Raw genomic sequence first — 25,867 nt, 5'->3', positions numbered from 1 at the left:
CTCACTCCGCCGCCATCGGCTCGGCCCGGCGCGCGGCGGCCAGAGCCGAAAGTTCCGCCATCAACTGGCTGGCCCGCGCGATCGGGTTGGAGAGATAGAAGTCGCGCACTGCAGGCGCGAAAGAGGCATCGCCCAGCTTACCGGCAGGCAGCGCGGCCCACTCGTTTTCCGGCACCTCATCGACATTCGCCAGATGCGGCACGGCCTCGGTCAGCTTGCGGCGCAGCTGCGCGATGGAATCATAGCCCAACTGCGCGCCCAACTCAGCCGAGAGCGCCCGGAGAATCGCCCAGTTTTCTTTGGCCTGACCCGGCGCGAACCCGGCACGCTGCGCCAATTGCGGGCGGCCTTCGGTGTTGACGAACAGACCCGGCTCTTCGGTATAGGCCGCACCCGGCAGGATGATGTCGGCGCGGTGTGCGCCGCGGTCGCCATGGCTGCCTTGATAGATCACGAAGGGCCCAGCACCGATTTCAACTTCATCCGCGCCGAGGTTATAGATCACCTCTGCCGCGTTCACGTCGTCCATGCCGTTTTCGGCTGTGGCACCAATATCCATCGCACCCACACGCGCGGCGGCGGTGTGCAGGATCATCAGCTTGCTCTTGGTCTTTTCGGCCAGTTCCATCGCCTTCGCCAGCACGGCTTCGCCATCGGCTTCGCGCAGCGCGCCTTGGCCGACAACGATCACCGAAGGCTGCTCTAGCACTTCGTCGAAATCACTGCCCATCAGCTTGTCGAGGGTCGCGCGGTCATTGCCCAGATGGTGATGCGGGTAGGTCAGATCAGCGGCTTCTCCGATCAGGCCAACCTCTGCCCCATTGCTCCACGCTTTGCGGATGCGCGCGTTCAGCACCGGCGCTTCAACCGCTGGGTTACAGCCGATCAGTTGGATCATCTTGGCGCTATCAAGGTCTTCGATCCGCGCGTTGCCGACATAGCCGAAACGGTTGTCCGCAGGCAGCTTCGCCCCATCGGTGCGGCATTCGACGACACCGCCCTGCCCTTCGATCAGTTCTTTCAGCGCAAAGGCGGCTTCGACCGATGACAGATCACCGACGAGACCGGCAAGCTTCTTGCCCTTCATCGCAGCGGCTGCGGCATTCAGCGCCTCGGGCCAGCTCGCTTTGCGCAGCTTGCCATTCTCGCGGATGTAAGGTGTGTCCAAACGCTGACGGCGCAGGCCGTCCCAAACAAAGCGCGTCTTGTCGGAAATCCACTCTTCGTTCACACCGTCATGGTTGCGCGGCAAAAAGCGCATGACTTCGCGGCCCTTGGTATCCACGCGGATGTTGGAGCCAAGCGCATCCATCACATCGATGCTCTCGGTCTTGCTCAATTCCCACGGGCGGGCAGTAAAGGCGTAGGGCTTGCTGACCAGCGCGCCGACGGGGCACAGGTCAATGATATTGCCCGACAGGTTGCTGTCGATCAACGAGCCGAGATAGGTCGTGATCTCTGCATCCTCGCCCCGGCCCGTCTGGCCCATGACGTGCTGGCCTGCGACTTCGGTGGTGAAGCGCACGCAGCGGGTGCAGGAGATGCAGCGGGTCATATGGGTCTCGACCAGCGGGCCGAGATCGAGGTCTTCGGTCGCCCGCTTCGGCTCGCGGTAGCGCGAGAAATCGACGCCGTAGGCCATCGCCTGATCCTGAAGATCGCATTCGCCGCCCTGATCGCAGATCGGGCAATCCAGCGGGTGGTTGATGAGAAGGAACTCCATCACCCCTTCGCGGGCCTTTTTGACCATGGGCGAGTTGGTTTTCACGACCGGCGGCTGGCCCTCGGGACCGGGGCGCAGGTCGCGCACCTGCATGGCGCAGGAGGCGGCGGGCTTGGGCGGCCCGCCGACGACTTCCACAAGACACATCCGGCAGTTACCGGCGATCGACAGACGTTCGTGGTAACAGAAGCGCGGCACCTCGATGCCGACCTGCTCGCAGGCCTGAATGAGCGTCATCGCCCCTTCGACTTCGACTTCCTTACCGTCGATGATGATCTTGCGGATATCGCTCATAAGCTCACTTTGCCTTCAGTAACGAACCGATCCGGCTCGATTTTTGAATCTCTTCGCGTCCAAGCGCACAATAGCTTTGCGGGTCCGAAGTATCGACCCCCTTGGCCTTGAAAAACGCGGCGCCCCGCGCTCTCATGCGCGCTTTTTCAGCGTCACTATCAATATAGGCGTCGATCTCGGCGTCGGAGTAGCCCAGATCGCCTGCCTTGCCCTTCAAGTCCCATGCCATCTTGACCGCGCGCAGCATCCGCGCGCTGATGTCGGGGCAGTTTTTCCGGATGATGTCGGCCACGCCCATGTCCAAAAGCGCGTCGTCAATCGCGGCCACTTCGCGCAGCGGCGGTTTGGCGGCTGCCGGTGTCACGGTGGCGGCGGTCAGGCTCAGGCCCATCACGGCGATCATCAGGGTGCGCATATCAATTCTCCTTCATGCAGCGGGCCGGAACGGCCCGTCTGACAGATGGAGATTGGGGGCTATGATATTCAATATCACCGCCCCTTTGGGCCGCAGCCCCGCGATATGTCGCCGATGCGATCACTGGGGGCAGCGCCCCTGAAACGTCAGCGCGCCGCCATCAAGCCGCAGCGTGCCCGTCGGCGCATCGGGGCCTATGGTCCAGTCGATGTCTGAACTGCCGTAGTTGCCGACGCAGTATTTCACCGCCTCATAGCGCGCCGCTGCGCGGGCGCCGTCGATGGATTTGCCAGCATCCTTGACCGTCACCTGAAATACGTCGCGCTGGCCATCCACCTTGCGCAGTTTGGTGCTGAAATACTGCCCGTCAAAGGCAACACGCTCACCATCATTGGCACAGCCTGCCAGCAGGGCGCTGACCGTCAAAACCGTCAAAGCATATTTCATAGACCTACTCCGCTGCGCCATGGGCCCGGCTTTGCCGACCGCCCCCGCGCCTATTGTGGACGGGCGCGCCTGACACGCGCCCGCTATCGCCGCTCCTGCGCCAAGCGTCAAGCCATCGGGCCTGCCGCCGCGCAGGGTTTCACTCTGCCGCGACCGCGCTGACACGGCCCGTGCGCTTGTGTTTGATCCGGTCTTCGATCTCATCCCGGAAGTGGCGGATCAGACCTTGGATCGGCCAAGCCGCCGCATCGCCAAGCGCGCAGATCGTGTGGCCTTCGACCTGTTTGGTCACGTCGAGCAGCATGTCGATCTCTTCGGGTTCCGCATCGCCGGAAACCAGACGGTCCATCACGCGCATCATCCAGCCGGTGCCTTCGCGGCAGGGCGTGCACTGGCCGCAGCTTTCGTGTTTGTAGAACTTCGACAAACGCCAGATCGCTTTGATCACGTCGGTCGAGTTGTCCATCACGATCACCGCCGCCGTGCCGAGGCCGGAGCGTTGTTCGCGCAGATAGTCAAAATCCATGATCGCGTCGCGCATGTCTTTGCCGGGGATCAGCGGCACCGAAGAGCCGCCGGGGATAACGGCCTTGAGGTTGTCCCAACCGCCGCGAATGCCACCGCAATGTTTTTCGATCAGCTCTTCAAAACCGATGCTCATCGCCTCTTCAACAACGCAAGGGTTATTGACGTGGCCCGAGATTGCAAAGAGCTTGGTGCCCGCGTTGTTGGCTCGGCCAAAGCCCGCGAACCACTCCGGCCCACGGCGCAGGATGGTCGGCACCACAGCGATGGATTCGACGTTGTTCACGGTGGTCGGGCAGCCGTAAAGCCCCGCGCCCGCCGGGAACGGCGGCTTCATGCGCGGCATGCCCTTCTTGCCTTCGAGGCTTTCCAGAAGAGCTGTTTCTTCGCCGCAGATATAGGCACCCGCACCGTGGTGCAGATAGATATCGAAGTCCCAGCCGGATTTGGAGGCGTTCTTGCCCACCAGACCAGCCTCATAGGCTTCATCAATCGCAGTCTGCAACGCTTCGCGTTCGCGGATATATTCGCCGCGCAGGTAGATATAGCAGGCGTGGGCATTCATCGCGAAAGAGGCGATCAGGCAGCCTTCGATCAGCGTATGCGGGTCGTGCCGCATGATCTCGCGGTCTTTGCAGGTGCCCGGCTCGGATTCGTCGGCATTGACCACCAGATAGGACGGGCGGCCATCGCTTTCCTTGGGCATGAAGGACCATTTCAGCCCCGTTGGGAAGCCCGCCCCGCCCCGGCCCCGCAGGCCAGAGGCTTTCATCTGGTCCACGATCCAATCGCGGCCTTTCTGGATGATTCCGGCAGTGCCATCCCAATGGCCGCGCGACTGCGCGCCTTTTAGGGTGCGGTCATGCATGCCGTAGATATTGGTAAAAATGCGGTCTTTGTCCTGAAGCATGATGCCTACCTTTGGTTCTCACGGCTGGCCCGGCGGGCCTGCCACATTTGATATATCACGACCATCGCCCAGAAAAGCGCGGCCAGTGCAGCAAAATCGAAGAGCAGCGCATAGCGCCCCGGCAGGCCAAGCGCCGGGCCCGCCCATTGTATGGCCAGCCACAAACACATGGTCACGGCAATGACCAGCCCTGCGGTGCGGCCCTTACGGGCAAGCGCTCTGTCTTCGGCTTCGCTCATGTCTCTCTCTTACCCCGTCAACCTTTCGCCTTGCCGTCATTGGCAAAGGCTTTGGCTTGACCGATCCAATCATCGCGTCGGATGCGGCCCTTGAACCGCAGGCGGGAGTCGACCCAGTCGATCTCATCCCCCTGAAGGGCTGCGATCTGATCGAAATGGAAGATGCCCAGTTCATTCAGGGTCTGTTCCAACTTCGGCCCGATGCCGCCAATCCGCTTAAGGTCATCTGCCCCGCCCGCACGCGGCGCGTCGAGCAGCGCGGGTTTGCCATCGGTAGAATGGCTATCGGTCGCGGGCACTGGTGCAGGCTCGGCCTTCGCAGGTTCGGCGGGCGCTTCGACGACCTCTTGCGGGGTGTTCACAACAGCGGGCGCTTCTTCGGCCTCGATGACCTGTTCTGGTGCGGCTTCAACGGCAGCGGTATCGGCCACGGGCGCTGTCGTCTCCTGAGGCGGTGTTTCCTTAGAAGGCGCGGAAGGGGTTTCGACGGCCTCCTTCGGGGGCGTCACTACAGCAACTGCTTCTTCCGCCTTGGCGACCTGTTCCGGTGCCGCCTCAACGGCAGCGGTATCGGCCACGGGCGCTGTCGGCTCCTGTGGCGGTGTTTCTTCAGCGGGTTCAACCGGCGCGCTTGCCTTGCGCGCCGCCCCGATCCCGGCGTCCCCCGCGGGGACTGAACCCACAGCAGAAGAAACGCTTCCCGATGCCGTTGAAGCCCCTGCGACCGATGCAGCCGCCGCGCTGCGCGTGCTGTCTTGGGGGCCGCGGCGGGCACGTCTTTGCACAGCAGGGTCAGCGCCAGATAGCCCACGATCAGCGCCACCAGCACACCGGCCACGATCGACATCAACAGCCCCCAGATGCCAAAGGCCAGCAATAGGAATGCCACCAGCAAACCGGCACCGGCACCCAGCCACCAACAGCGCTTGGTGCAGGCTTCTCGTTCCGAAATATCCGTCATGACTGTCCTTCTCTCCCTTAATGCGGGCGATGCGGCTTATGGCTTTGCGGGGTGGTAATGGTGCCGTCCTTGGCCCGTTGTGAAATCTCCGTCTTTAGTCTTTGGCGAGGCCCGCGGCCTGCTCTGCCCAATTGTCGCGGCTGACGCGACCTTTGAACCCTTCGAGGTTCTGATCAACCCAAGCGACCTCTTCTGGGCCCCACTGGGCGATCTGGTCAAAGTGGTAAAAGCCCATGCCGTTCAGCATCTGCTCCAGCTTCGGGCCGACGCCTTTGATCTTTTTCAGGTCGTCCGCACCGCCCTCACGCGGGGCGTCCAACTGGGCGGGCTTTTGGCCAGGCGTCGCGGGGGCGCTGGTTTCGGCCTTTGCCGCATCGGCACTCTCGCCCTTGGGGTCGCGTTTGGAGCGTGGTTTGCTCTTTGACGTGGCTTCGGCTTCTTGTTCGGTGACGCCGGTTTTGTCGGTGCTCTCGCCCTCGGCGGGACGCGGCTCTTCGGCTTCGACCTCTTCCACCGTTTCAGGCTGCGGCGCCTCGGGCTGGTTTTGCCACGGGGTCAGCAGCGGCACTTCGGTGCCGTCGATGCGTTTGACGGTATCACCGATGTCCACCGCAGCCTGCGCGCTGGCATTGTATTGCGTGCGCCCGCTTTCGTGGTCCGTGAGGCTGGTCAACCCGCCCAAAGGCTCTGACGCATAGCGCCCGTTCTGCGGGCCGGGTACCGGCACGCGCCCATCGCTCAACTCATCAAGGATTTCATTGAGCCGCGCGGTGGTCAGGTCTTCGTAATAGTCTTTGCCAATCTGGGCCATCGGCGCGTTGGAGCACGCGCCAAGGCATTCGACTTCTTCCCACGAAAAACGCCCATCCGCCGACAACTCATGCGGTTTGGCGGCAATGCGTTCTTTGCAGACGGCGACCAAATCCTCGGCCCCGCAGATCATGCAGGATGTGGTGCCGCAAACTTGGATATGTGCCACGGAACCAACAGGTTGCAGCTGAAACATGAAGTAGAATGTCGCCACTTCCAGCCCGCGGATATAGGCCATGCCCAGCATTTCCGAGACATGTTCAATCGCCGCACGGGTCAGCCAACCCTCTTGCTCCTGCGCGCGCCACAGCAGTGGAATAATCGCGCTGGCCTGACGGCCCTCGGGGTATTTGGTGATCTGCGCTTCGGCCCATTCTTGGTTGGCGGGCGTGAAGGCAAAACTGTCGGGCTGGTCAGGGTGTAGACGGCGGAGCATTAGTTCGAACCTATGGTCAGGCGGAGGCCAAAAGCGCCTCCGGCGTAAATTTCTTCAAAATGGAGCGATGCGGCCTGCATCACCGGTCGATCTCTCCAAAGACGACGTCCATGGTGCCGATGATCGCGGCCACATCGGCCAGCTGGTGGCCGCTGGCCACATGGTCCATCGCCTGCAAGTGCAAGAAGCCCGGCGCGCGGATCTTAGAGCGGTAGGGTTTGTTGGAGCCATCGGCCACGAGGTAGACGCCAAATTCACCCTTCGGCGCTTCGACGGCGCAGTAAACCTCGCCCTCGGGCACGTGGAAACCTTCGGTGTAGAGCTTGAAGTGGTGGATCAGGCTTTCCATGTCGGTCTTCATCGCGGTGCGCGATGGCGGGGTGATCTTGCCACGGGCGAGGATATCGCCCTGCCCTTCGGGGGCGCGCAGTTTTTCGATCGCCTGCTGGATGATGTGGGTCGACTGGCGCATCTCTTCCATGCGGCAGAGGTAACGGTCAAAGCAGTCGCCGTTCTTGCCCACGGGGATTTGAAAGTCGAATTCGTCATAGCATTCATAGGGTTGCGAACGCCGCAGATCCCACGCCAGCCCCGAGCCGCGCACCATGACGCCGCTGAAGCCGTAGTCGAGGATTTCTTGCTCGGAGACGATGCCGATGTCGACGTTCCGCTGTTTGAAGATCCGGTTTTCGGTCAGCAACTCGTCGATATCGACCATGAATTTGGTCAGGAATTGCGCGCACCATGTTTCGATATCGTCCAGCAGCGCTGGCGGCAGGTCTTGGTGGACACCACCGGGACGGAAGTAGGCCGCGTGCAAACGCGCGCCACAGGCCCGCTCGTAAAAGATCATCAGGCTTTCGCGCTCTTCAAAACCCCAGAGCGGCGGCGTCAGCGCGCCCACGTCGAGCGCCTGCGTCGTGATGTTGAGCAGGTGGTTCAGGATGCGGCCAATCTCGCAGAACAGCACCCGGATCAGCGAGGCACGGCGCGGCACCACGGTGCCGGTCAGCTTTTCAATCGCCAGACACCAAGCGTGCTCTTGGTTCATCGGGGCCACGTAATCCAACCGGTCGAAATACGGCAGGTTTTGCAGATAGGTGCGGCTCTCCATCAGCTTTTCGGTGCCACGGTGCAGCAGACCGATATGCGGATCGCACCGCTCTACAACCTCGCCGTCAAGCTCAAGCACCAGACGCAGAACACCGTGTGCGGCAGGGTGTTGCGGGCCGAAGTTGATGTTGAAGTTGCGGATCTTCTGTTCGCCGGACTCAAAGTCGGTCGACCCGTCGTCAAAGGCTTTTGTGCGAATGTCGCCGTCCATTACCGTTTCTCCAGTTCTTGCAGCTTCATGCCCATCCACCACAGCAAGGCGATCGTGCCCAGCGGGATCAGACAGGCCGCCGCCCAGTATTTATTAATGCCAAAGAACGGCAGCAGCTTGACCATTGGAATGGCCGTCAGCGCCGAGAGGATCAGCCAGCCCAGCCCGCCCATTACTTCGCGTCCTTGCTCACATTGCCATCGGGCGCGGATTTGTCATCGCCGGGCAGAATGTAATCGGCCCCTTCCCAAGGAGACATGAAATCGAACTGGCGGTATTCCTGCACAAGGCTCACCGGTTCATAGACCACGCGCTTGGCGGCTTCGTCATAGCGCACTTCGGTATAGCCCGTCGTCGGGAAATCCTTGCGCAGCGGGTGGCCGCGGAAACCATAATCGGTCAGGATGCGGCGCAGGTCCGGGTGACCGGAAAACAGGATGCCGAACATGTCGAAGACTTCACGCTCAAACCAATCGGCACTGGGGTGTACGCCTGTGATTGACGGCACCATATCCTTTTCCCGCGCGGTAGCGCGCAGGCGGATGCGGTGGTTTTGGTACATCGACAGGAAGTGATACACCACGTCGAACCGTTTCGCACGGCCCGGATAATCCACCGCCGTGATGTCGACCAAGGTCGAGAAACGGCAGGTCGGGTCGCCCTTGAGGAACTCAACAAGGCCCGCGATATTCGCCAGCGCCACGGACATGTTCAACTCACCCTTGGTGACATCCCATCCCAGCACACAATCGGGCCGCTTGGCTTCGATATAGGCCCCAAGTTCCTGCAGTTGTTCGCTCATCGCAAATCTTCCTTCCACGCGCCGATCAACGCCATCTCACTGTCCCACGCCTTTGGCGCGTTGTCCTTCTGCCTGCCCCGATCCGGCGCAGGCCCTTGTCTTAGCGCACAATTGTCCCGGTGCGGCGGATTTTACGCTGCAACTGGAGGATACCATAAAGCAGTGCTTCCGCCGTCGGCGGGCAGCCGGGCACATAGACATCAACCGGTACGATCCGGTCACAGCCGCGCACGACCGAATAGCTGTAGTGGTAGTAGCCGCCGCCATTGGCACAGGACCCCATAGAGATCACATAGCGCGGCTCTGGCATCTGATCGTAGACCTTGCGCAGCGCCGGGGCCATCTTGTTGGTCAGCGTGCCCGCGACGATCATGAGGTCCGACTGGCGCGGAGAAGCGCGCGGGGCCGTCCCGAAACGCTCAAGGTCATAACGCGGCATGGAGCTGTGCATCATCTCAACCGCGCAGCAGGCCAGACCGAAGGTCATCCAGTGCAGCGAGCCGGTGCGCGCCCAATTGATAATATCTTCGGTCGAGGTCAGCAGGAAACCTTTGTCCTGCAGCTCGGCGTTCAGGCTATGGGTGGCCACATCACGGTCTGCACCTGCGCCGTACTGGCCATAGGCCTCAGGTGCAGAAGCGCCAGATTTGATCCGAGGGCTTTGGTGGCCATCGCCCATCACCGGGGTGACCAGCCCGTCATCATTTACTGCCATTCCAGCGCTCCCTTCTTCCATTCATAGGCGAAGCCAGCCGTCAGCACGCCCAAGAACACCATCATCGACCAAAAGCCCACCATGCTCACCTCTTTAAAGGCCACGGCCCAAGGGAAGAGAAAGGCGATTTCGAGATCGAAGATGATGAAGAGGATCGACACCAGATAGAAACGCACGTCAAACTTCATCCGCGCGTCATCAAAAGCGTTGAACCCACATTCATAGGCCGAGACCTTTTCCGGGTCAGGATTGCGCACGGCCACGACCACAGCGGCGAGGATCAGCACAAGGCCAAGGCCAATCGCCACGGCCAGAAAAACGAGGATGGGCAGGTATTCCCGCAGCATGTCGTCCAAGGGGATGCTCCTTTCGCGGTGCGCGGCATGAGGCAAAGGCCAAAAGCCCGCGCAGACAAACTTGGAACGGGTTTAACTCTGCCCGTGGGTAGGGTCAACGGGCCAAGCCCGGTTAATGCCGCCCACGGGCCCCCAATAGAGCCATTTCGCCAAAGCCTTGAGCTAGACCACCCAAGGGGCTTTGCGCTTGTCGAAGAAGGCACCGATTCCTTCAGCGGCCTCATCGGTTTCCCAACGTGCCGCGAGCGCGTCGATGGACATTTTCACCGCCTCTGGTGTGGCGATTCCACCCAAGTCCTGCGCCAGCTTCTTTGCCGCCGCAACGGCACCCGGCGCGCAGGAGAGATAGGGCACGACTTCGGCCTCGACCGCCGCGTCGAGTTCGTCCGCCGAAACGGCACGGGCCAGCAGCCCCAGATCGACCGCTTCCGCCGCGCCAAAAAGCCGCGCCGACATGAAGACGCGGCGCGCGCGCCCTCGCCCATCCGCGCCAAAACGTATGGCCCGATCGTCGCCGGGATGATGCCCAGCCGGGCCTCGGTGAACCCCATCTTGAGCGTATCGACCCCCACGGCCACGTCACAGACCGAAGCCATGCCGACCCCGCCGCCAAAGGCATTGCCCTGCAACTTCCCGATCACCGGCTTCGGCAGCGCATTCAGCGCGCCCAGCATCGTCGCCAGTTTGCCCGCCTCAGCCGAGCGTGTCTCGGCATCCATATCCGCCTGATCGCGCATCCAGCCGAGATCGCCGCCCGCGCAAAAGGATTTGCCCGCCCCGGTCAGCACCACCACACGCACCGCATCGTCGGCGGCCAGTTTGCCCGCCGCATCCGTCAGGTCCGCCAGCATCTGCGCAGACATCGCATTGTGCTTTTCAGGACGGTTCAGGGTCAGCGTCGCCACCCCGCGCGCGTCGGTTTCGATCGTCAAAGTCTCGTACATGTCAGCCTCGCATTGCCCGCGCCATTTCGGCGGCTTCCAGCACCACCGCCTGATCGACGCCGGTGTCATAGCCAAGCGCCGTCAGATGTTCGTTCACCGCCTCGGTGGCGACATTGCCCGCCGCGCCGGGCGCATAGGGGCAACCGCCCAAGCCGCCCACCGCCGCGTCAAAGACCCGCAGCCCCATCGACAGCGAGGCGTCGATATTGGCCATCGCCCGCCCGTGCGTGTCATGGTAGTGCCCCGCCAGCCGCCCTGCCGGCACCACGTCCCGCACCGAAAGCAGCATCCGCGCGATGCTGTCGGGCGTGCCCGCGCCGATGGTGTCGCCCAAGGAAATCTCGTAACAGCCCATCGCAAAGAGCCTGTCGGCCACCCGCGCCACCGCGCCGGGGTCGACCTTACCGTCATAGGGGCATTCCACCACGCAGGAGACATAGCCCCGCACCGGCATGTCCACATGCCGCGCCTCTTCAAGGATCGGGGCAAACCGCTCAAACGCCTCTTCGATGCTGGCGTTGATGTTCTTCTGGCTGAAGCCTTCCGAGGCCGAAGCGAAGATGGCGATCTCATCCGCCTTTGCGGCCAGCGCATCCTCATAGCCGCGCATGTTCGGCGTCAGTGCGGCATAGCGCACGCCCTCGGCCCGTGTGATTCCCGCCAGCACCTCGCCCGACCCGGCCATTTGCGGCACCCATTTCGGGCTGACAAAACTGGCGCATTCGATGCGGGCAAAGCCTGCGGCGCTCAGCTTGTCCACCAGCGCGACCTTTTCGGCCACGGGAATCTCGCGTTTTTCGTTCTGCAGACCGTCCCGCGGGCCGACCTCGAAAATCTCACATGGTCCAAGGCTCATTGGCCGCTCTCCTTCCCTGAATGGGCCACGGTCACTCAATCGGCCATGGCGCGTAGAAATCCTCCTCGTAAAGCTTTGCCCCATCGGGCAAGGCCTGTGCGAAGCTGTCACGTTCCGTGATCCGTTCATACCACGCCGCGACCGAGGGGTGGTCATCCAATTTCACGAAATGCCGCGCCATATAGACCGCTTGGCCCACCGAGATATCGGCGGCCGAAAAGCCAGAGGTCAACAAGTAGTCGCGGTTCTCCAGCGGTGTCGAGAGCCGCGCCTCCAGCGCATCATAGCATTTGCCGATCCGCGCGGCTTCGAGCTTCATCACGATGGGGCTGCGCATGGAATCGTCGCGCAGGGCGATGTGCTGCTGGGTTAGCGCCGCAGTGTGCTGGCTGACGGTTTCCGCAAAATGCACCCAGACCAGCCAAGCCATCCGGTCAGGGCTGCCGACAGAACGGCCCATGCGGTCGGGGCTGTAGCGTTCGCAGAGGTACTGCGTGATCGCGCCAGTCTCGAACATGCGCTCGCCGTCGATTTCCAGCGCCGGAACCCGCCCCGCGGGCGAGAGGATTAGATATTCCGGGTCGCGCAAACTGCGGTCGAAGGCATGAACCTTGACCTGAAACTCCACATCGTCGAGTTCGTGCAGCAGCCAGAGTGTGCGCATCGAGCGGGTCTGGGGGCAGTGGTGCAGCGTAATCATGCGTCTTCCTCGGCTTCCAGCCGCACCAGCGCGGCACCGGCTTCGACCTGATCACCGGACTGTGCCAGCACCTCGGCCACCACGCCGTCGCGGGCGGCGAGCAACGAATGCTCCATCTTCATCGCCTCCAGCACCGCCAGACGGTCGCCTTTGGCAACGCTTTGGCCAACCTCGGCGTCGATGGCACGGACCAGACCAGGCATCGGGGCCTCAACGATGTTGCCATCGCCGTGGGCTGCGGCGGCCCGCGCCAGCGGATCGATCACATCAAAGGCGATACCATAGGCGTCAAAAACCGTGACCACGTCGCCAGCAACCGAGACCGCCGGCGCGACATGCCCGTCGATCTTCCAGCGTCCGCCAATGCGCTCGGCGCGCAGCTCGTGATCGGCCACGGTCCAAAGCTGCATGTCCTCGGATAGCACCCGCACCTTCAGCAAATGCTCTTCGCCATCATGGCCCAGCATCACCTGCCGCCGCAGGGGTCGCCAGAGGTTGAACCCGGCCTCTGCCTGCGGCTGATCCAACCCAAGCGCCGCCATCCCCGCCAGCGCGAAATGCCGCCCCGGCACCTCTGGCTGCGCGGTCAGCGCGTCGATATCCCGCGCAATCAGCCCGGTGTCGACATCGCCTTTGGCAAAGCCCTCATGCCCCGCCAGTGCGCCGAGGAAAGCAAGGTTGGTGACCGTGCCGCCCACCTCGCAGCCCTTGAGCGCCGCGCGCAGGCGCGACAGCGCCACGTCGCGTGTAGGCCCATGCACGATGACCTTGGCGATCATCGGATCGTAGAAGGGGCTGATCGTGTCGCCCGCCCGCACGCCGCTGTCCGCGCGGGTCTGGGGCGTGAAGGACAGATGCGTCAGCGTGCCGGTGGCGGGCAGAAACCCCTTCGGCACATCCTCGGCATAGAGCCGCGCCTCGAAGGCATGGCCGTCGATGTTGAGGTCTTCCTGCGCCTTCGGCAGCGCCTCTCCGGCCGCCACGCGCAGCTGCCATTCAACTAGATCGACGCCGGTCACCAGTTCGGTAACGGGATGTTCCACCTGCAGGCGGGTGTTCATTTCCATAAAGAAGAACCCGTCGGTCGACAGGCCGTCTGACCCGTCGACGATGAATTCCACCGTCCCTGCCCCGGCATAGCCGATCGCTTCGGCTGCGCGCACCGCCGCTTGGCCCATGGCCGCGCGCATATCTTCTGTCATGCCCGGCGCGGGCGCCTCCTCGATCACCTTTTGGTGGCGGCGCTGCAGCGAACAGTCCCGTTCGAACAGATGCACCGCATGGGTGCCGTCGCCAAAGACCTGCACCTCGATATGGCGCGGCTTGGTGACGAACTTCTCGACCAACACATCTGGGTTGCCAAAGGCGGTCTTGGCCTCCGAGCGTGCCGAGTCGAGCGCCGCCTGAAAGCCCTTGGGCTCCTCGACCAGTCGCATGCCTTTGCCACCGCCGCCCGCGACGGCCTTGATCAACACCGGATAGCCGATCTTCTCGGCTTCCTCAGCCAAAAGCGCATCGTCCTGATCCGCCCCGTGGTAGCCCGGCACGACGGGCACGCCCGCCTCGACCATCAGCGCCTTGGCGGCGTCTTTGAGGCCCATGGCCCGGATCGCCTTGGCCGAGGGGCCGATGAAGGTGAGCCCCGCGGCCGCGACCGCCTCCACGAAATCGGGGTTCTCGCTCAGAAACCCGTAGCCCGGATGGATCGCCTGCGCGCCGGTATCCAGCGCGGCTTGAATGATCACATCGCCCTTAAGATAACTCTCAGCCGGGGCCGAGCCGCCGATATGCACGGCGGCATCCGCCATCGCCACGTGTTTCGCGCCCGCATCGGCGTCCGAGTACACCGCCACGCAGCGCACCCCCATGGCTTGTGCGGTTTCCATCACCCGGCAAGCAATCTCACCCCGGTTCGCAATCAGGATCGTGTCAAACATGCCCTACCCTTTTCATCTCTTTCTGGCTCCGAATATGTTGTGGGATCGCGGAGGGGTGCCCCCGCTTCGCGCCACAATCACATCCGGAACAAACCAAATTTCGTCGGCTCAATCGGCGCGTTCAGGCTGGCCGAAAGGCTCAGATAAAGCACATCGCGGCTCTTGCGCGGATCGATGATCCCGTCGTCCCACAGCCTTGCAGAGGCATAGAGCGGATGGCTCTGTTTCTCGAACATATCGATCGTCGGCTGTTTGAAGGCGGTCTCTTCCTCCTCGGTCCAGGTGTCGCCCGCCCGCTCAATCGCGTCGCGTTTGACGGTGGCCAACACGCCCGCCGCCTGAGCGCCCCCCATGACCGAGATGCGGCTGTTGGGCCAAGACCACAGGAACCGCGGACGGTATGCCCGGCCCGACATGCCGTAGTTGCCCGCCCCGAAGGAGCCGCCGACCAGCATGGTGATCTTGGGCACATTGGTGGTGGCCACCGCCGTCACCATCTTAGCGCCGTGGCGCGCGATGCCCTCGTTTTCGTATTTGCGGCCGACCATGAAGCCGGTGATGTTCTGCAGGAAGACCAGCGGGATGTTACGCTGGCTGCAAAGCTCCACGAAATGCGCGCCCTTCTGGGCGGCTTCGGAAAACAGCACGCCGTTGTTGGCGATGATGCCGATGGGGCAGCCTTTGACATGGGCAAAGCCGCAGACCAGCGTCTCGCCAAAGCGCGACTTGAACTCGTCAAAGCGGCTGCCGTCGACCAGCCGCATGATCACCTCGCGGATGTCATAGGGCGTGCGCAGGTCGGCTGGCACGACGCCCAGCATCTCGGCGGGGTCGTAGGCAGGCTCTTCGGGGCTGGCCCAGTCGACAGTGGTCGGCTTGGTCTTGTTAAGCTGGCCCACCGCGCGGCGGGCCAGCGCCAAAGCATGCGCGTCGTCTTCGGCCAGATAGTCTGCCACGCCCGACAACCGCGTGTGCACGTCGCCACCACCGAGGTCTTCGGCGCTGACCACCTCGCCCGTCGCCGCCTTCACCAGCGGCGGACCAGCGAGGAAGATCGTGCCCTGTTCCTTGACGATGATGGTCACATCCGACATCGCGGGCACGTAGGCGCCGCCAGCGGTGCAAGATCCCATTACCACGGCGATCTGGGCGATCCCCTTGGCGCTCATCCGCGCCTGATTGTAGAAAATCGCGCCGAAATGGTCGCGGTCGGGAAAGACTTCATCCTGGTTCGGCAGGTTGGCGCCGCCAGAGTCCACCAGATAGATGCAGGGCAGATGGTTCGCCTCGGCAATCTCCTGCGCGCGGAGGTGTTTTTTCACTGTCATCGGGTAATAGGTGCCGCCCTTCACGGTGGCATCGTTGCAGACCACCATGACCTCATGGCCCTGCACCCGACCGATGCCCGCGATCACACCGGCGGCAGGGGCCGCGCCATCGTAAAGCCCATGCGCTGCCGTGGCGCCGATTTCCAGAAACGGGCTGCCGGGGTCGAGCAGGTTCGCCACCCGCTCTCTGGGGAGCATCTTGCCCCGGCTCTCGTGCCGTGCACGGGATTTCTCGCCACCGCCGAGGGCTGCAGCCTCCGCCGCGTCACGCACTTCGCTCAGCGCCTTGAGATGCGCCATCTCATTGGCCTTATAGGCATCCGAGGATGGCAGGGCTTGGGATGTCAGTTTCATGTTACGTCCTCATTCTCTCGCGCCGCCAGACGCTTTAGTTCTTTGCGGATTACCTTGCCGGTGACGGTCATCGGCAGGTCCTCCACGAATGCGATCTCGCGCGGGTAGGAATAGCTTGCGAGCCGGTCCTTGACCCAATCTTGCAACTCTTTCGCGCCCACCTCAGCGCCGGGTTTCAGCACCACATAGGCCTTAACGATCTCGGTCCTGAGCGCATCGGGCTTGCCGACCACGCCGCAGGTCGCGACAGCGCTATGGGTGAGCAAGCAATCCTCAATCTCCGCCGGGCCGATGCGGTAACCGGCGGAGGTGATCACGTCATCCTCGCGGCCCACAAAGCGCAGGTATTCGCCCTCCCAGATGCCCCGGTCGCCGGTCAGCAGCCAGTCGCCGTGGAATTTGGCCGCCGTCTCCTCGGGCCGGTTCCAGTAGCGCAGCATCATCGAGGGGCGCCGCGGCGCACGGCCACATCGCCCTCGGCATCTGTGGGGTGGCCGCCCTCATCCAGCACGGCGATCTCGAACCCCGGCACCGGTTTGCCAATGCAACCGGGCAGCGCGGGGAAATCCACGCCGCAGCTTGAGGCCACCATGTTGCATTCGGTTTGGCCGTAGAACTCATTGATCTCCAGCCCGAAGGCTTTGCGGCCCCATGCCAGCATCTCGGCGCCCAGAGGCTCGCCGCCACTGGCGACCGAACGCAGGCCGGGCAAGGATACATCCGCGGCTTTCAACATGCGAAGCGCCGTGGGCGGGAAAAAGACGTTGCGCACCTCACCGCGTGAAATCACATCGGCGCAGCCTTCGACGGTGAACTTGGGCATCCGTGCGGCCACCACCGGCACGCCAAGTGCCAGCGCCGGCATCGCCACATCGAATAGCCCGCCGATCCATGCCCAATCCGCGGGCGTCCAAAGGCAATCGCCGTCTTTCCCCAGATGATCATGACTGACCGAAACGCCCGGCAAATGGCCCGAGAGCACCCGATGCCCGTGCAGCGCGCCCTTGGGCGTGCCGGTGGTGCCGGAGGTGTAGATCAGCACGGCGGGGTCTTCGGGGCCGACATTGGCATAGTCGACCGGGTCGCCTGTCGTGCCCACATCAGCCGCCAACCACGGGGTGGCCAGATCGCCCAGCAGGTCGGCCCCCTCGGCATCGGTCAAGACAATCGCACAGCCCGCATCGCCGATCCGGCTGGCCAGCGCGTCACGTTTAAAAAGCTTGAACAGCGGCACAGAGATCGCGCCGATTTTCCAGATCGCCAGATGCGCCGCCGCGCACCATGGCGATTGACTAAGCAAGACACCCACGCGGTCACCGGGGGCCACTTCGGCCTTCAGCGCGCGGGCCAGCCCATCGACCATCTCATGCAGCGCGCCATAGCTCACGTCGCGGCGGGCCGCGCCGGTCAGATCAATGATCGCCAAGGCGTCATCGGGCTGCGCCAAACATTGCGCCGCCATATTGCCCTGCCAGATCGGCCAATCGTCCTGTGTCATATCAGCTTCGATACTCCGGGTTTTCGAAATCGAACCGCGCACCCGCGTCCCAAGCGTTGCGGTCATTGCCTTTTTGGGGATAGCCGCCTGCTGCTTTCAGCATGCGCGCCAAATGCATTGTGTTCCAAGTCATGATCGTGGTGTTGCGCTGCGTGAATTCGTTGTCGAACCCTGCGCGCTTGCCATCCACATCATCGCCATAAGACGGCCCCGGCCCCGCTTCGCCAATCCAGCCGCAATCGGCCTGTGGCGGAATGCTATAGCCAAGGTGGTTCATCGCAAATCCGGTGGTCATGGCGACGTGTTTGATGCCGTCTTCGTTGCCCGTAACTACCGTGCCGCCGACCTTACCGTAAAAGACCGATTGGCCCTTGTCGTTCAACTTGCCGCTCATGGCGTAGAGCCGTTCAATCAGCACCCGGCAGGTGCTGCTTTCCTCACCCAGCCAAAGCGGCGTGCCGATGATCAGGATGTCGGCGGCCAGCACCTTCTCCCAGAGCGCGGGCCAATCATCCCGGTCCCAGCCGTGCTCGGTCATGTCCGGGTAGACGCCCGGCGGCACTTGGTGGTCGAGCAGATAGAGGTGTTCGACGCTCACCCCCTGCGCCTCCATGATGCCCGCGCTGGCGTTCATCAGAAGTTGGGTATGGCTGTCGCCCGGTGTCTTTTTGAGCGAGCAGTTCACATAGAGCGCTTTGAGGTCGGAAAAGTCAGTCATCGCCAAGTTCCTTTTTCAGTTGCTCCAACTCCCGGTCGAGGAAGAAAGAGGTGATGGAGCGGATGATGACCAGCATCAGCAGGAAGAGCAGGTCCGCAAACCGCAGGCTGATCGCGGTGTGGATCACGTCCGACACGATAAAAAGCTCCAACCCCGCAAGGATGTAGCGCCCCAGTTCGATGCGCTCGCGGTTGGTGCGGCGCACCCGCTCCGCGCCCTTTTTGGCGATCTCGGCAATCGTCACCCCGGTCAGGAAACGCGCCGCGCCGATCAGCAGCAGAATGATGGCCGCGATGTCGATGACCGCCGCGAGGATCTCAAACCCCTCAATCAGCCACGGCAGAAAATGGTGCATCACACCGCCTTCTGTCTCCAGTTTTATCAGGTTCTCCATCCTGATCCCTCCGTCCTGTCAGGCCGACACTTCGTGACGCGGTTAATAGGCCGCCCCCAGACGCAGAGCCTGTTCGGCCGTCATCTGCATCAGGCAGGCCAAGGTTGCAGGCCCGCCGCCCGTGCCACCGCCCCATTGGCTGCGTTCATAATCGCAGGCGGCATCGCGAAAGGTAATCCACGCGCGCTGCATGTCACGCAGGGCCTCGGCCTGAGAGGGTAATTCCGGCTGGTAGAGCGCGGCATCCTCATCGGCAGATTTGGACTGCACCATTCGCGCGCGGTAGTTCTCGTTCAGCAAGCCGTCCCAGAAGGTCAACTCCGCGTCCAGACAGCCGCCCATGCCATAGGTCGAATAACCGCCCGGCGCTTCCATGCAGAGGTTTGATGACAGCCCGATACAGGCGCGCTGGTCGGTGAACTCTTGCGCCCCGGCCAGACATTCTGCGGTGGCGGCGTCGGAATAGGTGATCTCTTGCGCGGCCACTGGCCCCGCAAGAAGCGCACAGGCCAGCAGCGCGGCGCGCATCACATGGCCCCCATCATCTCACGGCCCACCAACATGCGGCGGATTTCGGAGGTGCCCGCGCCGATCTCCATCAGCTTGGCATCGCGGAAGATACGGCCCACGGGGTTGTCGCTGAGATAGCCCGCGCCGCCCATCGCCTGCACCGCCTGATGCGCCTGCACCATGGCCTGCTCCGAGGCATAGAGGCAGCAAGCCGCCGCGTCCTGACGGGTCACATCGCCCCGGTCACAGGCCTGCGCCACGCTGTAGACATAGGCCCGGGCCGAGTTCATCGCGGTATACATATCCGCCATCTTGCCCTGCATCAGTTGGAAATCCCCGATCCGCTGACCGAATTGCTTGCGCTCGGCCATATAGGGCATGATCTCATCCAGACAGGCGGCCATGATGCCAAGGCCGATGCCGGCCAGCACGACGCGCTCGTAATCAAGGCCCGACATCAAAACGCGCACGCCCTTGCCCTCTTCGCCGAGGATATTTTCAAAGGGCACTTCGCAGTCTTCAAAGATCAACTCGGCGGTGTTCGAGCCGCGCATGCCAAGCTTGTCGAAATGGTTCGAGGTAGTGAAGCCCTTCATCGACTTTTCAATCAGGAAGGCGGTGATCCCCTTCGAGCCCGCCTCGGGGTCAGTCTTGGCATAAACCACCAGCGTCTCGGCATCGGGGCCATTGGTGATCCAGTATTTGTTGCCATTCAGGCGGAAGTGATCGTTCCGCTTTTCGGCATTCAGCTTCATGCTGACCACGTCACTGCCCGCGCCCACTTCGGACATGGCCAAAGCGCCGACATGCTCGCCCGAGCAGAGTTTCGGCAAGAACTGCGCCTTTTGCTCTGGCGTGCCGTTCAGCTTGATCTGGTTCACGCAGAGGTTGGAATGCGCCCCGTAGGAAAGCGAGACCGAGGCCGAGGCGCGGGCGATCTCTTCGACCGCGACCGTGTGGGCGACGTAGCCAAGACCAGAGCCGCCGAACTCTTCTTCGACGGTCATGCCCAGCAGGCCCAGTTCGCCCATCTCGGTCCAAAGTTCAGGCGGGAATTCGTTCTTCGTGTCGATCTCGGCCGCCATCGGCTTGACGCGCTCTTGCGCCCAGCGGTGCACCATCTCACGCATGGCCGCGACGTCTTCTCCCAGATCAAACTGCATACTTGCGTTGAACACGGCTTCTCCCCCGATTTATTGAACGCTTGTTCATTACCTACCGCCCCGCCCGCTTTGCGTCAAGCGGCGCGATGTGGAACCGCGCTGCGCCGCGGCGGGTTGGCCCTGCGACCAAGCGAACACTACAACAAAGCGAGATGCAAATGAGCGATGATCTGAAAAAGAGTTCTGGGACCGTCTGGATGACACCCGCGCCGGGATGCTGGCAACCAAGACCGCCCGTGCGATCCCGATGACCCACTACATCGACGAAGACGACCGTTCCGCCGTGCTCTGGTTTATCACCGCCAAAGGCACCGATTTGGCAAAATCTGCCGAAGGCCGTGCCGCTGCGGAATATCTGATTGCCAGCAAGGACGAATCCCTTTGGGCACGGATCGACGGCCATGTCTCTGCCGTGACCAACCCGACTGAGTTGGACAAGATCTGGAACGCCATCGCGGGCGCTTGGTTCGAGGACGGCAAGCAAGACCCCGATGTGCAACTGATCCGCTTCGACCTGACCGAGGCCGAGGTCTGGGCCACCGATGGCGGGTTCAAATTTCTCTATGAGATCGGCAAAGCCCAACTGACCGGCGAGAAACCCGATATGGGCAAACACGGCACGATCCGCTTCTGAGCCTAGCCGCCCGAGGCCACGGTGAGGCAGGAATTCGCTCCCATTGACGTAGCGAATTCCTTTTCCAGTAAGGGGATCTCGGCGGGGGTCGTCCTGTACCGGTGCAACCGCCAGTGTCGGATCACCGCCGCCTCAATCGCCCCGTCAGGGACCGGCTCCCGCTGCGTGAAGCTGCCGAAACGCTCTGCCGTCAGGCGGTTTTACCGATCAAACGCTCAATGACCTCCGGCAGGTCGGCAAAATCGTCCAACAGGGCTTCGGGCTCCAGCGCTGCCATGTCTTCGCCCGAGGGGCCAAAAGTTACCAGCACACAGGGCACCCCGGCGGCTTTGGCGGTTTTGCGGTCGGTGTCGCTGTCACCGATCAACACGCATTGCGCCGGATCGCCGCCGGCACGCCGCGCGGTTTCGAACAAATGCTCGGGGTCGGGTTTGCGCACGTCCAGACTATCGGCCCCCAGCATCGCGCCGAATGCATCCCGCACGCCAAGACGGGTCAGCAGCAACTCTGCCAAAGCCTTGGGCTTGTTGGTGCAGATCGCCACGCGGTAGCCTGTGGCCTTGAGCGCGGCCACCGCCTCCATCGCGCCGGGGTACATGATGGTATGGGTGTCGATGTCGCGGCCATAGGCTTCGAGCAACATCGGATAGTAGCGGTCGATCATCGCGGCATCATCGGCACGGCCCAGCTTTTGCATTCCCAGCGTCAGCATGGCCCGCCCGCCGCGCAGCGCGGTGCCCGCATCCTCGGCATGAACCAGCACATCGCCCTCGCCCATATCACGGAAACAGGCGTTGGCGGCCGCGATCAAATCGCCCGAAGTATCGGCCAAAGTGCCGTCGAGATCGAAAACCACTGTCTTCACTGGGTACTCCTTGGGCGGAACCCCGCCTTGCAAAATGGCATCGTGTTGCAGACCGCAATCTAGTTTGATGGGCCACAACCTTGCGCCTTTGTGCGAAGCGCGTAAAGAGAATGCAAGCTGAAGGACAAAGAGATTTACATGGAAACTGCACTGATCATCCTTGCCGCGGGCAAGGGGACACGGATGAACTCGGACCTGCCAAAGGTGCTGCACCGCGTCGCCTCCGCCCCCATGCTCGAACACGCCATGGCCGCAGGCGCCATGCTTGGCCCCCGCCATACGGTTGTGGTGGCGGGCCATGGGGCGGATCAGGTACGCGCGGCCGCAACCCTCTTTGACGAGGATGCACAGGTGGTCGAACAGACCGAACAGCTGGGCACGGCCCATGCGGTGGCACAGGCCCGCCCGGCGTTGGAAGGTTTCGACGGTATGGCGCTGGTGCTTTACGGCGACACGCCCTTCGTGCAGCCCGAGACATTGGAAAAGATGCAAGAAGCTTTGGCCACCCATGATGTGGTGGTGCTGGGGTTCGAAGCCGCCGACCCCGCCCGTTATGGCCGTCTGGTGATGCAGGGCGACACGTTGAAGCGTATCGTTGAGTTCAAAGACGCCTCGCCCGAGGAACGCGCCATTACCCTGTGTAATTCCGGCGTGGTGGCTTGCAAATCCGAGCTTCTGTTCGATCTGATCGATAAAGTGGGCAATGACAACGCTTCCGAAGAATACTACCTCACCGACATCATCGGCCTTGCCCGCGCCGACGGGCGCAGCGCCACCGTGGTCACCTGCACCGAGGCCGAGACGATGGGCGTGAACTCCCGCGGCGACCTCGCCCGGGCCGAGGCCGCGTTCCAATCCCGCGCCCGCGCGCTGTTGATGGAAGACGGCGTGACCTTGGTCGCCCCCGAAACGGTCTTTCTATCCCGCGACACCTATATCGGCCGCGACACGGTGGTGGAACCCAACGTCGTCTTCGGCCCGAATGTGACCGTGGAATCCGGCAGCACCATCCGCGCCTTCTCGCATCTTGAAGGGTGCCATGTCTCACGCGGCGGCGTGGTCGGCCCCTATGCCCGCCTGCGTCCCGGCGCGGAATTGGCCGAAGATGTGCGCATCGGCAATTTTGTTGAGGTGAAGAATGCGCAGATCGCCGAAGGGGCCAAGGTCAACCACCTGAGCTATATCGGCGATGCCACCGTGGGCGCCCGGAGCAACATCGGGGCGGGCACGATCACCTGCAATTATGACGGCGTGATGAAACATCACACCACCATCGGCGCGGGCGCTTTCATCGGGTCGAACACCATGCTGGTGGCCCCGGTGACAATCGGCGAGGGCGCGATGACCGGCTCGGGTTCGGTCATCACTTCGGACGTGGAGCCAGAGGCGCTGGCCCTGTCGCGCGCGCCGCAAATCGAAAAACCGGGCATGGCCCGCAAAATGTTCGAAATTCTAAAGGCCAAGAAGGCAAAGATGCAGAGGGGCAGCTAAACATGTGTGGAATTGTAGGGGTGCTTGGCACCCATGAAGTCGCTCCCATTCTTGTAGAGTCGTTAAAACGGCTGGAATATCGCGGCTATGACAGCGCTGGCATTGCCACGCTGAACAACGGCAAACTCGACCGTCGTCGCGCCTTGGGCAAACTGGTCAACCTCTCCGACGCGCTGGTGCATGAGCCGCTGGCGGGCAAGTCCGGCATCGGCCACACCCGCTGGGCCACCCATGGCGCGCCGAGCGTGACCAACGCCCACCCGCATCAGGCCGGGCCGGTGGCCGTGGTGCACAACGGGATCATCGAAAACTTCCGCGAACTGCGGGCTGAGCTGGCCGAACATGGCGCGCATTTCGTCACCGAGACCGATACCGAAACCGTCGCCCTACTGACCCAACATCATATGGCGCAGGGCGCCGGCCCAGTGGAGGCCGCCAAACAGACCCTCGCCCGTCTCGAAGGGGCCTTCGCGCTGGCCTTCCTTTTTGACGGTCACGATGACCTGTTGATCGCCGCGCGCAAGGGCTCGCCCTTGGCCATCGGCTATGGTGAGGGTGAGATGTATGTGGGCAGTGACGCCATCGCGCTGGCCCCGCTGACCAACCAGATCGCCTATCTCGAAGAAGGGGATTGCGCCGTCATCACCCGCACGTCGGTAGAGATCACCGACCGCAACGGGGCGCTGGCCAACCGCGCGATCAAATCCGTGCAGATTGACAGCACCCGCATCGACAAGGCAGGGCACAAACACTTCATGGCCAAAGAGATCGCCGAGCAACCCGGCGTGATCGGTGCGGCCATCGGCCACTACCTGACCCCCGAAGGTGAGATCAACATCAGCGCGCAGGATATTGATTTCACGCAGTTTGACCGGATCGTCATGGTGGCCTGCGGCACTGCGTCCTATGCCTGTTTCACCGCGAAATACTGGTTTGAACAGATCGCGCGCCTGCCGGTCGAGATCGATGTCGCCTCGGAATTCCGCTACCGTGAGCCGCCGATCCCGCCGCGCACGCTGGCGGTTTTCGTCAGCCAATCAGGGGAAACCGCAGATACGCTGGCCGCCCTGCGCTATTGCGAGGGCAAGGCCGCGCGCATCCTTTCGGTCGTCAACGTGCCCGAAAGCTCCATCGCCCGCGAAAGCGATCTGGCCTTGCCGATCCATGCCGGTGTCGAGGTTGGCGTCGCCTCAACCAAAGCCTTCACCTGCCAATTGGTCGTGCTCTTTGCGCTGGTTCTCAAGGCCGCACGGGACCGCGACGCGATCAGCGCCGAGACATTCGCCGATCACATCTCAAGCCTGCGGGGGCTGCCCGCGATCATCAGCACGGCGCTTGAACAGAACGACACAATGCAAGAGGCCGCCCTGAAGCTCTCACATGCCCGTGACGTGCTGTTCCTTGGCCGGGGTCAGATGTACCCCCTCGCCCTCGAAGGCGCTTTGAAACTCAAAGAAATCAGCTACATACACGCCGAAGCTTATGCATCAGGTGAACTGAAGCACGGCCCCATCGCACTGGTGGATGAGCATGTGCCGGTGGTCGTTATGGCGCCGCGCGACGCGCTGTTCGACAAGACCGTCAGCAACATGCAAGAGGTCATGGCGCGCAAGGGCAAGGTGATCCTGATCTCCGACTCCAAAGGGCAGGCCGAAGCCAATGAAGGCGTCTGGTTCAGCATCGAAATGCCCCCGTCCCGGATGCACTGGCCCCGATCCTCTATGCGGTTCCGGCGCAGTTGCTGGCCTATCACACCGCCGTGGCGAAAGGCACGGATGTGGACCAGCCGCGCAATCTGGCGAAATCGGTGACGGTGGAATGAATTTGGAAACCGCCCTTGAGGAACTCGAAGCGCAGGCCAACCCGGCCCGCGCCGAAGAGATGCGCGCCTATCACAAAGCCGACCGGCGCTATCTCGGCTTGACCAACCCACAGATTGCGGAGTTTGCCCAGACTTGGCGCGATGCGCTCGATGTCGAGGGCCGTGTCGCCCTTGCCGACGCCCTATGGCAGTCGGATATTTTCGAGGCCCGCGTCGCAGCAGCAAAGCTGCTGACCCAAGCGCGACTGCGCCCCGACGATCAAACCGCATGGGCGTTGATCGCAAGCTGGACCGCGGATTTCGACAGTTGGGCGATTGCCGACCATGCCAGCATGGCCGCGCAGAAACGTCTGGTGGCCGATCCGACACGTCTGGACGAAGTGGAAGGCTGGGTCGCCTCCGATCATCTCTGGACGCGGCGGGCGGCTTTGGTCTCGACCCTGCCGTGGACCAAGCAGAACAACCCTAAACCAGAAGAGCTTGCCGCGCGGGACCGCATCCTTGGCTGGGCCGCGACGATGGTGCCGGATCACCGTTGGTTCATCCAAAAGGCGATCGGTTGGTGGTTGCGCGACCTGTCGAAACACGATCCCGAACGCACCCGCGCCTTTGTCGCCACCCATGGGGAGGCGATGAAACCTTTCGCGGTGAAAGAAGCGCTGCGCCTGCTGGAAAAGTCAGACGGCGCAGGCTGAC

Annotated in this window: 25 protein-coding genes and 3 pseudogenes; 4 read left to right on the top strand and 24 right to left on the bottom strand. The window is 62.6% G+C overall.

The window, feature by feature from the left end:
• Nucleotide 1 precedes the first annotated feature (1 nt).
• The 23 genes and pseudogenes from nuoG to ACFQAU_RS13780 form a co-directional block, all read right to left on the bottom strand.
• Nucleotides 2-2,017: an NADH-quinone oxidoreductase subunit NuoG gene (nuoG, locus tag ACFQAU_RS13890; RefSeq protein WP_132444514.1), complete on the bottom strand. Its 2,016-nt coding sequence runs from the start codon at nucleotides 2,015-2,017 to the stop codon at nucleotides 2-4.
• A 4-nt stretch (nucleotides 2,018-2,021) separates the two neighbouring features.
• Nucleotides 2,022-2,432, bottom strand: a complete 411-nt coding sequence (locus ACFQAU_RS13885) for a DUF5333 domain-containing protein (RefSeq protein ID WP_067630648.1) — start codon at nucleotides 2,430-2,432, stop codon at nucleotides 2,022-2,024.
• A 120-nt stretch (nucleotides 2,433-2,552) separates the two neighbouring features.
• Complete coding sequence (locus ACFQAU_RS13880; RefSeq protein ID WP_120351323.1) at nucleotides 2,553-2,879, bottom strand: hypothetical protein; 327 nt, start codon at nucleotides 2,877-2,879, stop codon at nucleotides 2,553-2,555.
• A 139-nt stretch (nucleotides 2,880-3,018) separates the two neighbouring features.
• The gene (gene nuoF / locus ACFQAU_RS13875; RefSeq protein WP_067630653.1) at nucleotides 3,019-4,314 is read right to left on the bottom strand and encodes an NADH-quinone oxidoreductase subunit NuoF; all 1,296 of its coding nucleotides are present in this window, start codon (nucleotides 4,312-4,314) and stop codon (nucleotides 3,019-3,021) included.
• A gap of 5 nt (nucleotides 4,315-4,319) precedes the next feature.
• Entirely contained in the window at nucleotides 4,320-4,553 is a 234-nt protein-coding gene (locus tag ACFQAU_RS13870; RefSeq protein ID WP_120351324.1) for a DUF5337 domain-containing protein, read from the bottom strand.
• A gap of 17 nt (nucleotides 4,554-4,570) precedes the next feature.
• A complete protein-coding gene (locus tag ACFQAU_RS13865; RefSeq protein WP_386282942.1) occupies nucleotides 4,571-5,131 on the bottom strand; it encodes an NADH:quinone oxidoreductase in 561 nt (186 codons plus the stop codon).
• Entirely contained in the window at nucleotides 5,062-5,514 is a 453-nt protein-coding gene (locus ACFQAU_RS13860) for a hypothetical protein (RefSeq protein WP_386282939.1), read from the bottom strand. The genes ACFQAU_RS13865 and ACFQAU_RS13860 overlap by 70 nt, the downstream gene beginning before the upstream one ends.
• A 94-nt stretch (nucleotides 5,515-5,608) precedes the next feature.
• Nucleotides 5,609-6,760, bottom strand: coding sequence for an NADH-quinone oxidoreductase subunit E (locus tag ACFQAU_RS13855; RefSeq protein ID WP_132444513.1), 1,152 nt, complete (start codon nucleotides 6,758-6,760; stop codon nucleotides 5,609-5,611).
• A gap of 79 nt (nucleotides 6,761-6,839) precedes the next feature.
• On the bottom strand, nucleotides 6,840-8,084 hold the full coding sequence (locus ACFQAU_RS13850) for an NADH-quinone oxidoreductase subunit D (RefSeq protein ID WP_067625730.1): 1,245 nt from the start codon (nucleotides 8,082-8,084) through the stop codon (nucleotides 6,840-6,842).
• Complete coding sequence (locus tag ACFQAU_RS13845) at nucleotides 8,084-8,257, bottom strand: hypothetical protein (protein WP_162931847.1); 174 nt, start codon at nucleotides 8,255-8,257, stop codon at nucleotides 8,084-8,086. Before ACFQAU_RS13845 ends, ACFQAU_RS13850 begins: the two co-directional genes overlap by 1 nt.
• Entirely contained in the window at nucleotides 8,257-8,886 is a 630-nt protein-coding gene (locus ACFQAU_RS13840) for an NADH-quinone oxidoreductase subunit C (RefSeq protein WP_132444512.1), read from the bottom strand. The genes ACFQAU_RS13845 and ACFQAU_RS13840 overlap by 1 nt, the downstream gene beginning before the upstream one ends.
• Before the next feature lie 100 nt (nucleotides 8,887-8,986).
• Nucleotides 8,987-9,565 (bottom strand): NuoB/complex I 20 kDa subunit family protein, encoded by a 579-nt coding sequence (locus ACFQAU_RS13835; protein ID WP_386283929.1) that lies wholly within the window; start codon nucleotides 9,563-9,565, stop codon nucleotides 8,987-8,989.
• 26 nt (nucleotides 9,566-9,591) lie between these two features.
• Complete coding sequence (locus ACFQAU_RS13830) at nucleotides 9,592-9,957, bottom strand: NADH-quinone oxidoreductase subunit A (RefSeq protein WP_067263411.1); 366 nt, start codon at nucleotides 9,955-9,957, stop codon at nucleotides 9,592-9,594.
• Nucleotides 9,958-10,119: 162 nt separating this feature from the next.
• Nucleotides 10,120-10,901: pseudogene (locus tag ACFQAU_RS13825) on the bottom strand (crotonase/enoyl-CoA hydratase family protein).
• A gap of 1 nt (nucleotide 10,902) precedes the next feature.
• Nucleotides 10,903-11,757 (bottom strand): hydroxymethylglutaryl-CoA lyase, encoded by an 855-nt coding sequence (locus tag ACFQAU_RS13820; protein ID WP_120351329.1) that lies wholly within the window; start codon nucleotides 11,755-11,757, stop codon nucleotides 10,903-10,905.
• Between the two features lie 31 nt (nucleotides 11,758-11,788).
• Nucleotides 11,789-12,457 carry a glutathione S-transferase family protein gene (locus ACFQAU_RS13815; RefSeq protein WP_132444510.1) on the bottom strand — a complete coding sequence of 223 codons (669 nt, stop codon included), beginning with the start codon at nucleotides 12,455-12,457 and terminating at the stop codon, nucleotides 11,789-11,791.
• Entirely contained in the window at nucleotides 12,454-14,394 is a 1,941-nt protein-coding gene (locus tag ACFQAU_RS13810) for an acetyl/propionyl/methylcrotonyl-CoA carboxylase subunit alpha (protein WP_132444509.1), read from the bottom strand. Before ACFQAU_RS13810 ends, ACFQAU_RS13815 begins: the two co-directional genes overlap by 4 nt.
• A gap of 77 nt (nucleotides 14,395-14,471) precedes the next feature.
• Nucleotides 14,472-16,076, bottom strand: a complete 1,605-nt coding sequence (locus ACFQAU_RS13805) for a carboxyl transferase domain-containing protein (RefSeq protein WP_067625712.1) — start codon at nucleotides 16,074-16,076, stop codon at nucleotides 14,472-14,474.
• Nucleotides 16,073-17,574, bottom strand: a pseudogene (locus ACFQAU_RS13800) (AMP-binding protein). The gene ACFQAU_RS13805 and the pseudogene ACFQAU_RS13800 overlap by 4 nt, the downstream one beginning before the upstream one ends.
• Nucleotide 17,575: 1 nt before the next feature.
• Nucleotides 17,576-18,292 carry a flavodoxin family protein gene (locus ACFQAU_RS13795; RefSeq protein WP_132444507.1) on the bottom strand — a complete coding sequence of 239 codons (717 nt, stop codon included), beginning with the start codon at nucleotides 18,290-18,292 and terminating at the stop codon, nucleotides 17,576-17,578.
• Nucleotides 18,285-18,686, bottom strand: a complete 402-nt coding sequence (locus ACFQAU_RS13790; RefSeq protein WP_132444506.1) for a DUF1622 domain-containing protein — start codon at nucleotides 18,684-18,686, stop codon at nucleotides 18,285-18,287. Before ACFQAU_RS13790 ends, ACFQAU_RS13795 begins: the two co-directional genes overlap by 8 nt.
• Before the next feature lie 42 nt (nucleotides 18,687-18,728).
• Nucleotides 18,729-19,214: a lysozyme inhibitor LprI family protein gene (locus ACFQAU_RS13785; RefSeq protein WP_067625694.1), complete on the bottom strand. Its 486-nt coding sequence runs from the start codon at nucleotides 19,212-19,214 to the stop codon at nucleotides 18,729-18,731.
• The gene (locus ACFQAU_RS13780) at nucleotides 19,214-20,374 is read right to left on the bottom strand and encodes an isovaleryl-CoA dehydrogenase (RefSeq protein ID WP_132444505.1); all 1,161 of its coding nucleotides are present in this window, start codon (nucleotides 20,372-20,374) and stop codon (nucleotides 19,214-19,216) included. Before ACFQAU_RS13780 ends, ACFQAU_RS13785 begins: the two co-directional genes overlap by 1 nt.
• 199 nt (nucleotides 20,375-20,573) lie before the next feature.
• Between ACFQAU_RS13780 and ACFQAU_RS13775 the strand changes: the two genes are divergently transcribed.
• A complete protein-coding gene (locus ACFQAU_RS13775) occupies nucleotides 20,574-20,993 on the top strand; it encodes a pyridoxamine 5'-phosphate oxidase family protein (protein WP_386282924.1) in 420 nt (139 codons plus the stop codon).
• A gap of 190 nt (nucleotides 20,994-21,183) precedes the next feature.
• Here the strand turns inward: ACFQAU_RS13775 and ACFQAU_RS13770 are convergent, their stop codons facing one another.
• Nucleotides 21,184-21,858: an HAD-IIIA family hydrolase gene (locus ACFQAU_RS13770; protein WP_132444504.1), complete on the bottom strand. Its 675-nt coding sequence runs from the start codon at nucleotides 21,856-21,858 to the stop codon at nucleotides 21,184-21,186.
• Between the two features lie 138 nt (nucleotides 21,859-21,996).
• On the opposite strand from ACFQAU_RS13770, the gene glmU reads away from it, so the two are divergent.
• The 3 genes and pseudogenes from glmU to ACFQAU_RS13755 all read left to right on the top strand — a co-directional run bounded on the left by glmU (nucleotide 21,997) and on the right by ACFQAU_RS13755 (nucleotide 25,866).
• Nucleotides 21,997-23,349 carry a bifunctional UDP-N-acetylglucosamine diphosphorylase/glucosamine-1-phosphate N-acetyltransferase GlmU gene (glmU, locus tag ACFQAU_RS13765; RefSeq protein WP_132444503.1) on the top strand — a complete coding sequence of 451 codons (1,353 nt, stop codon included), beginning with the start codon at nucleotides 21,997-21,999 and terminating at the stop codon, nucleotides 23,347-23,349.
• A gap of 2 nt (nucleotides 23,350-23,351) precedes the next feature.
• A pseudogene (gene glmS, locus ACFQAU_RS13760) lies at nucleotides 23,352-25,171 on the top strand (glutamine--fructose-6-phosphate transaminase (isomerizing)).
• The gene (locus tag ACFQAU_RS13755) at nucleotides 25,168-25,866 is read left to right on the top strand and encodes a DNA alkylation repair protein (protein WP_132444501.1); all 699 of its coding nucleotides are present in this window, start codon (nucleotides 25,168-25,170) and stop codon (nucleotides 25,864-25,866) included. The pseudogene glmS and the gene ACFQAU_RS13755 overlap by 4 nt, the downstream one beginning before the upstream one ends.
• Nucleotide 25,867 lies beyond the last annotated feature (1 nt).

Origin of the sequence: Sulfitobacter profundi (assembly GCF_042661425.1) — a bacterium.
GTDB lineage: Bacteria > Pseudomonadota > Alphaproteobacteria > Rhodobacterales > Rhodobacteraceae > Sulfitobacter > Sulfitobacter profundi.
This window is presented reverse-complemented; position numbering and strand designations above follow the sequence as displayed.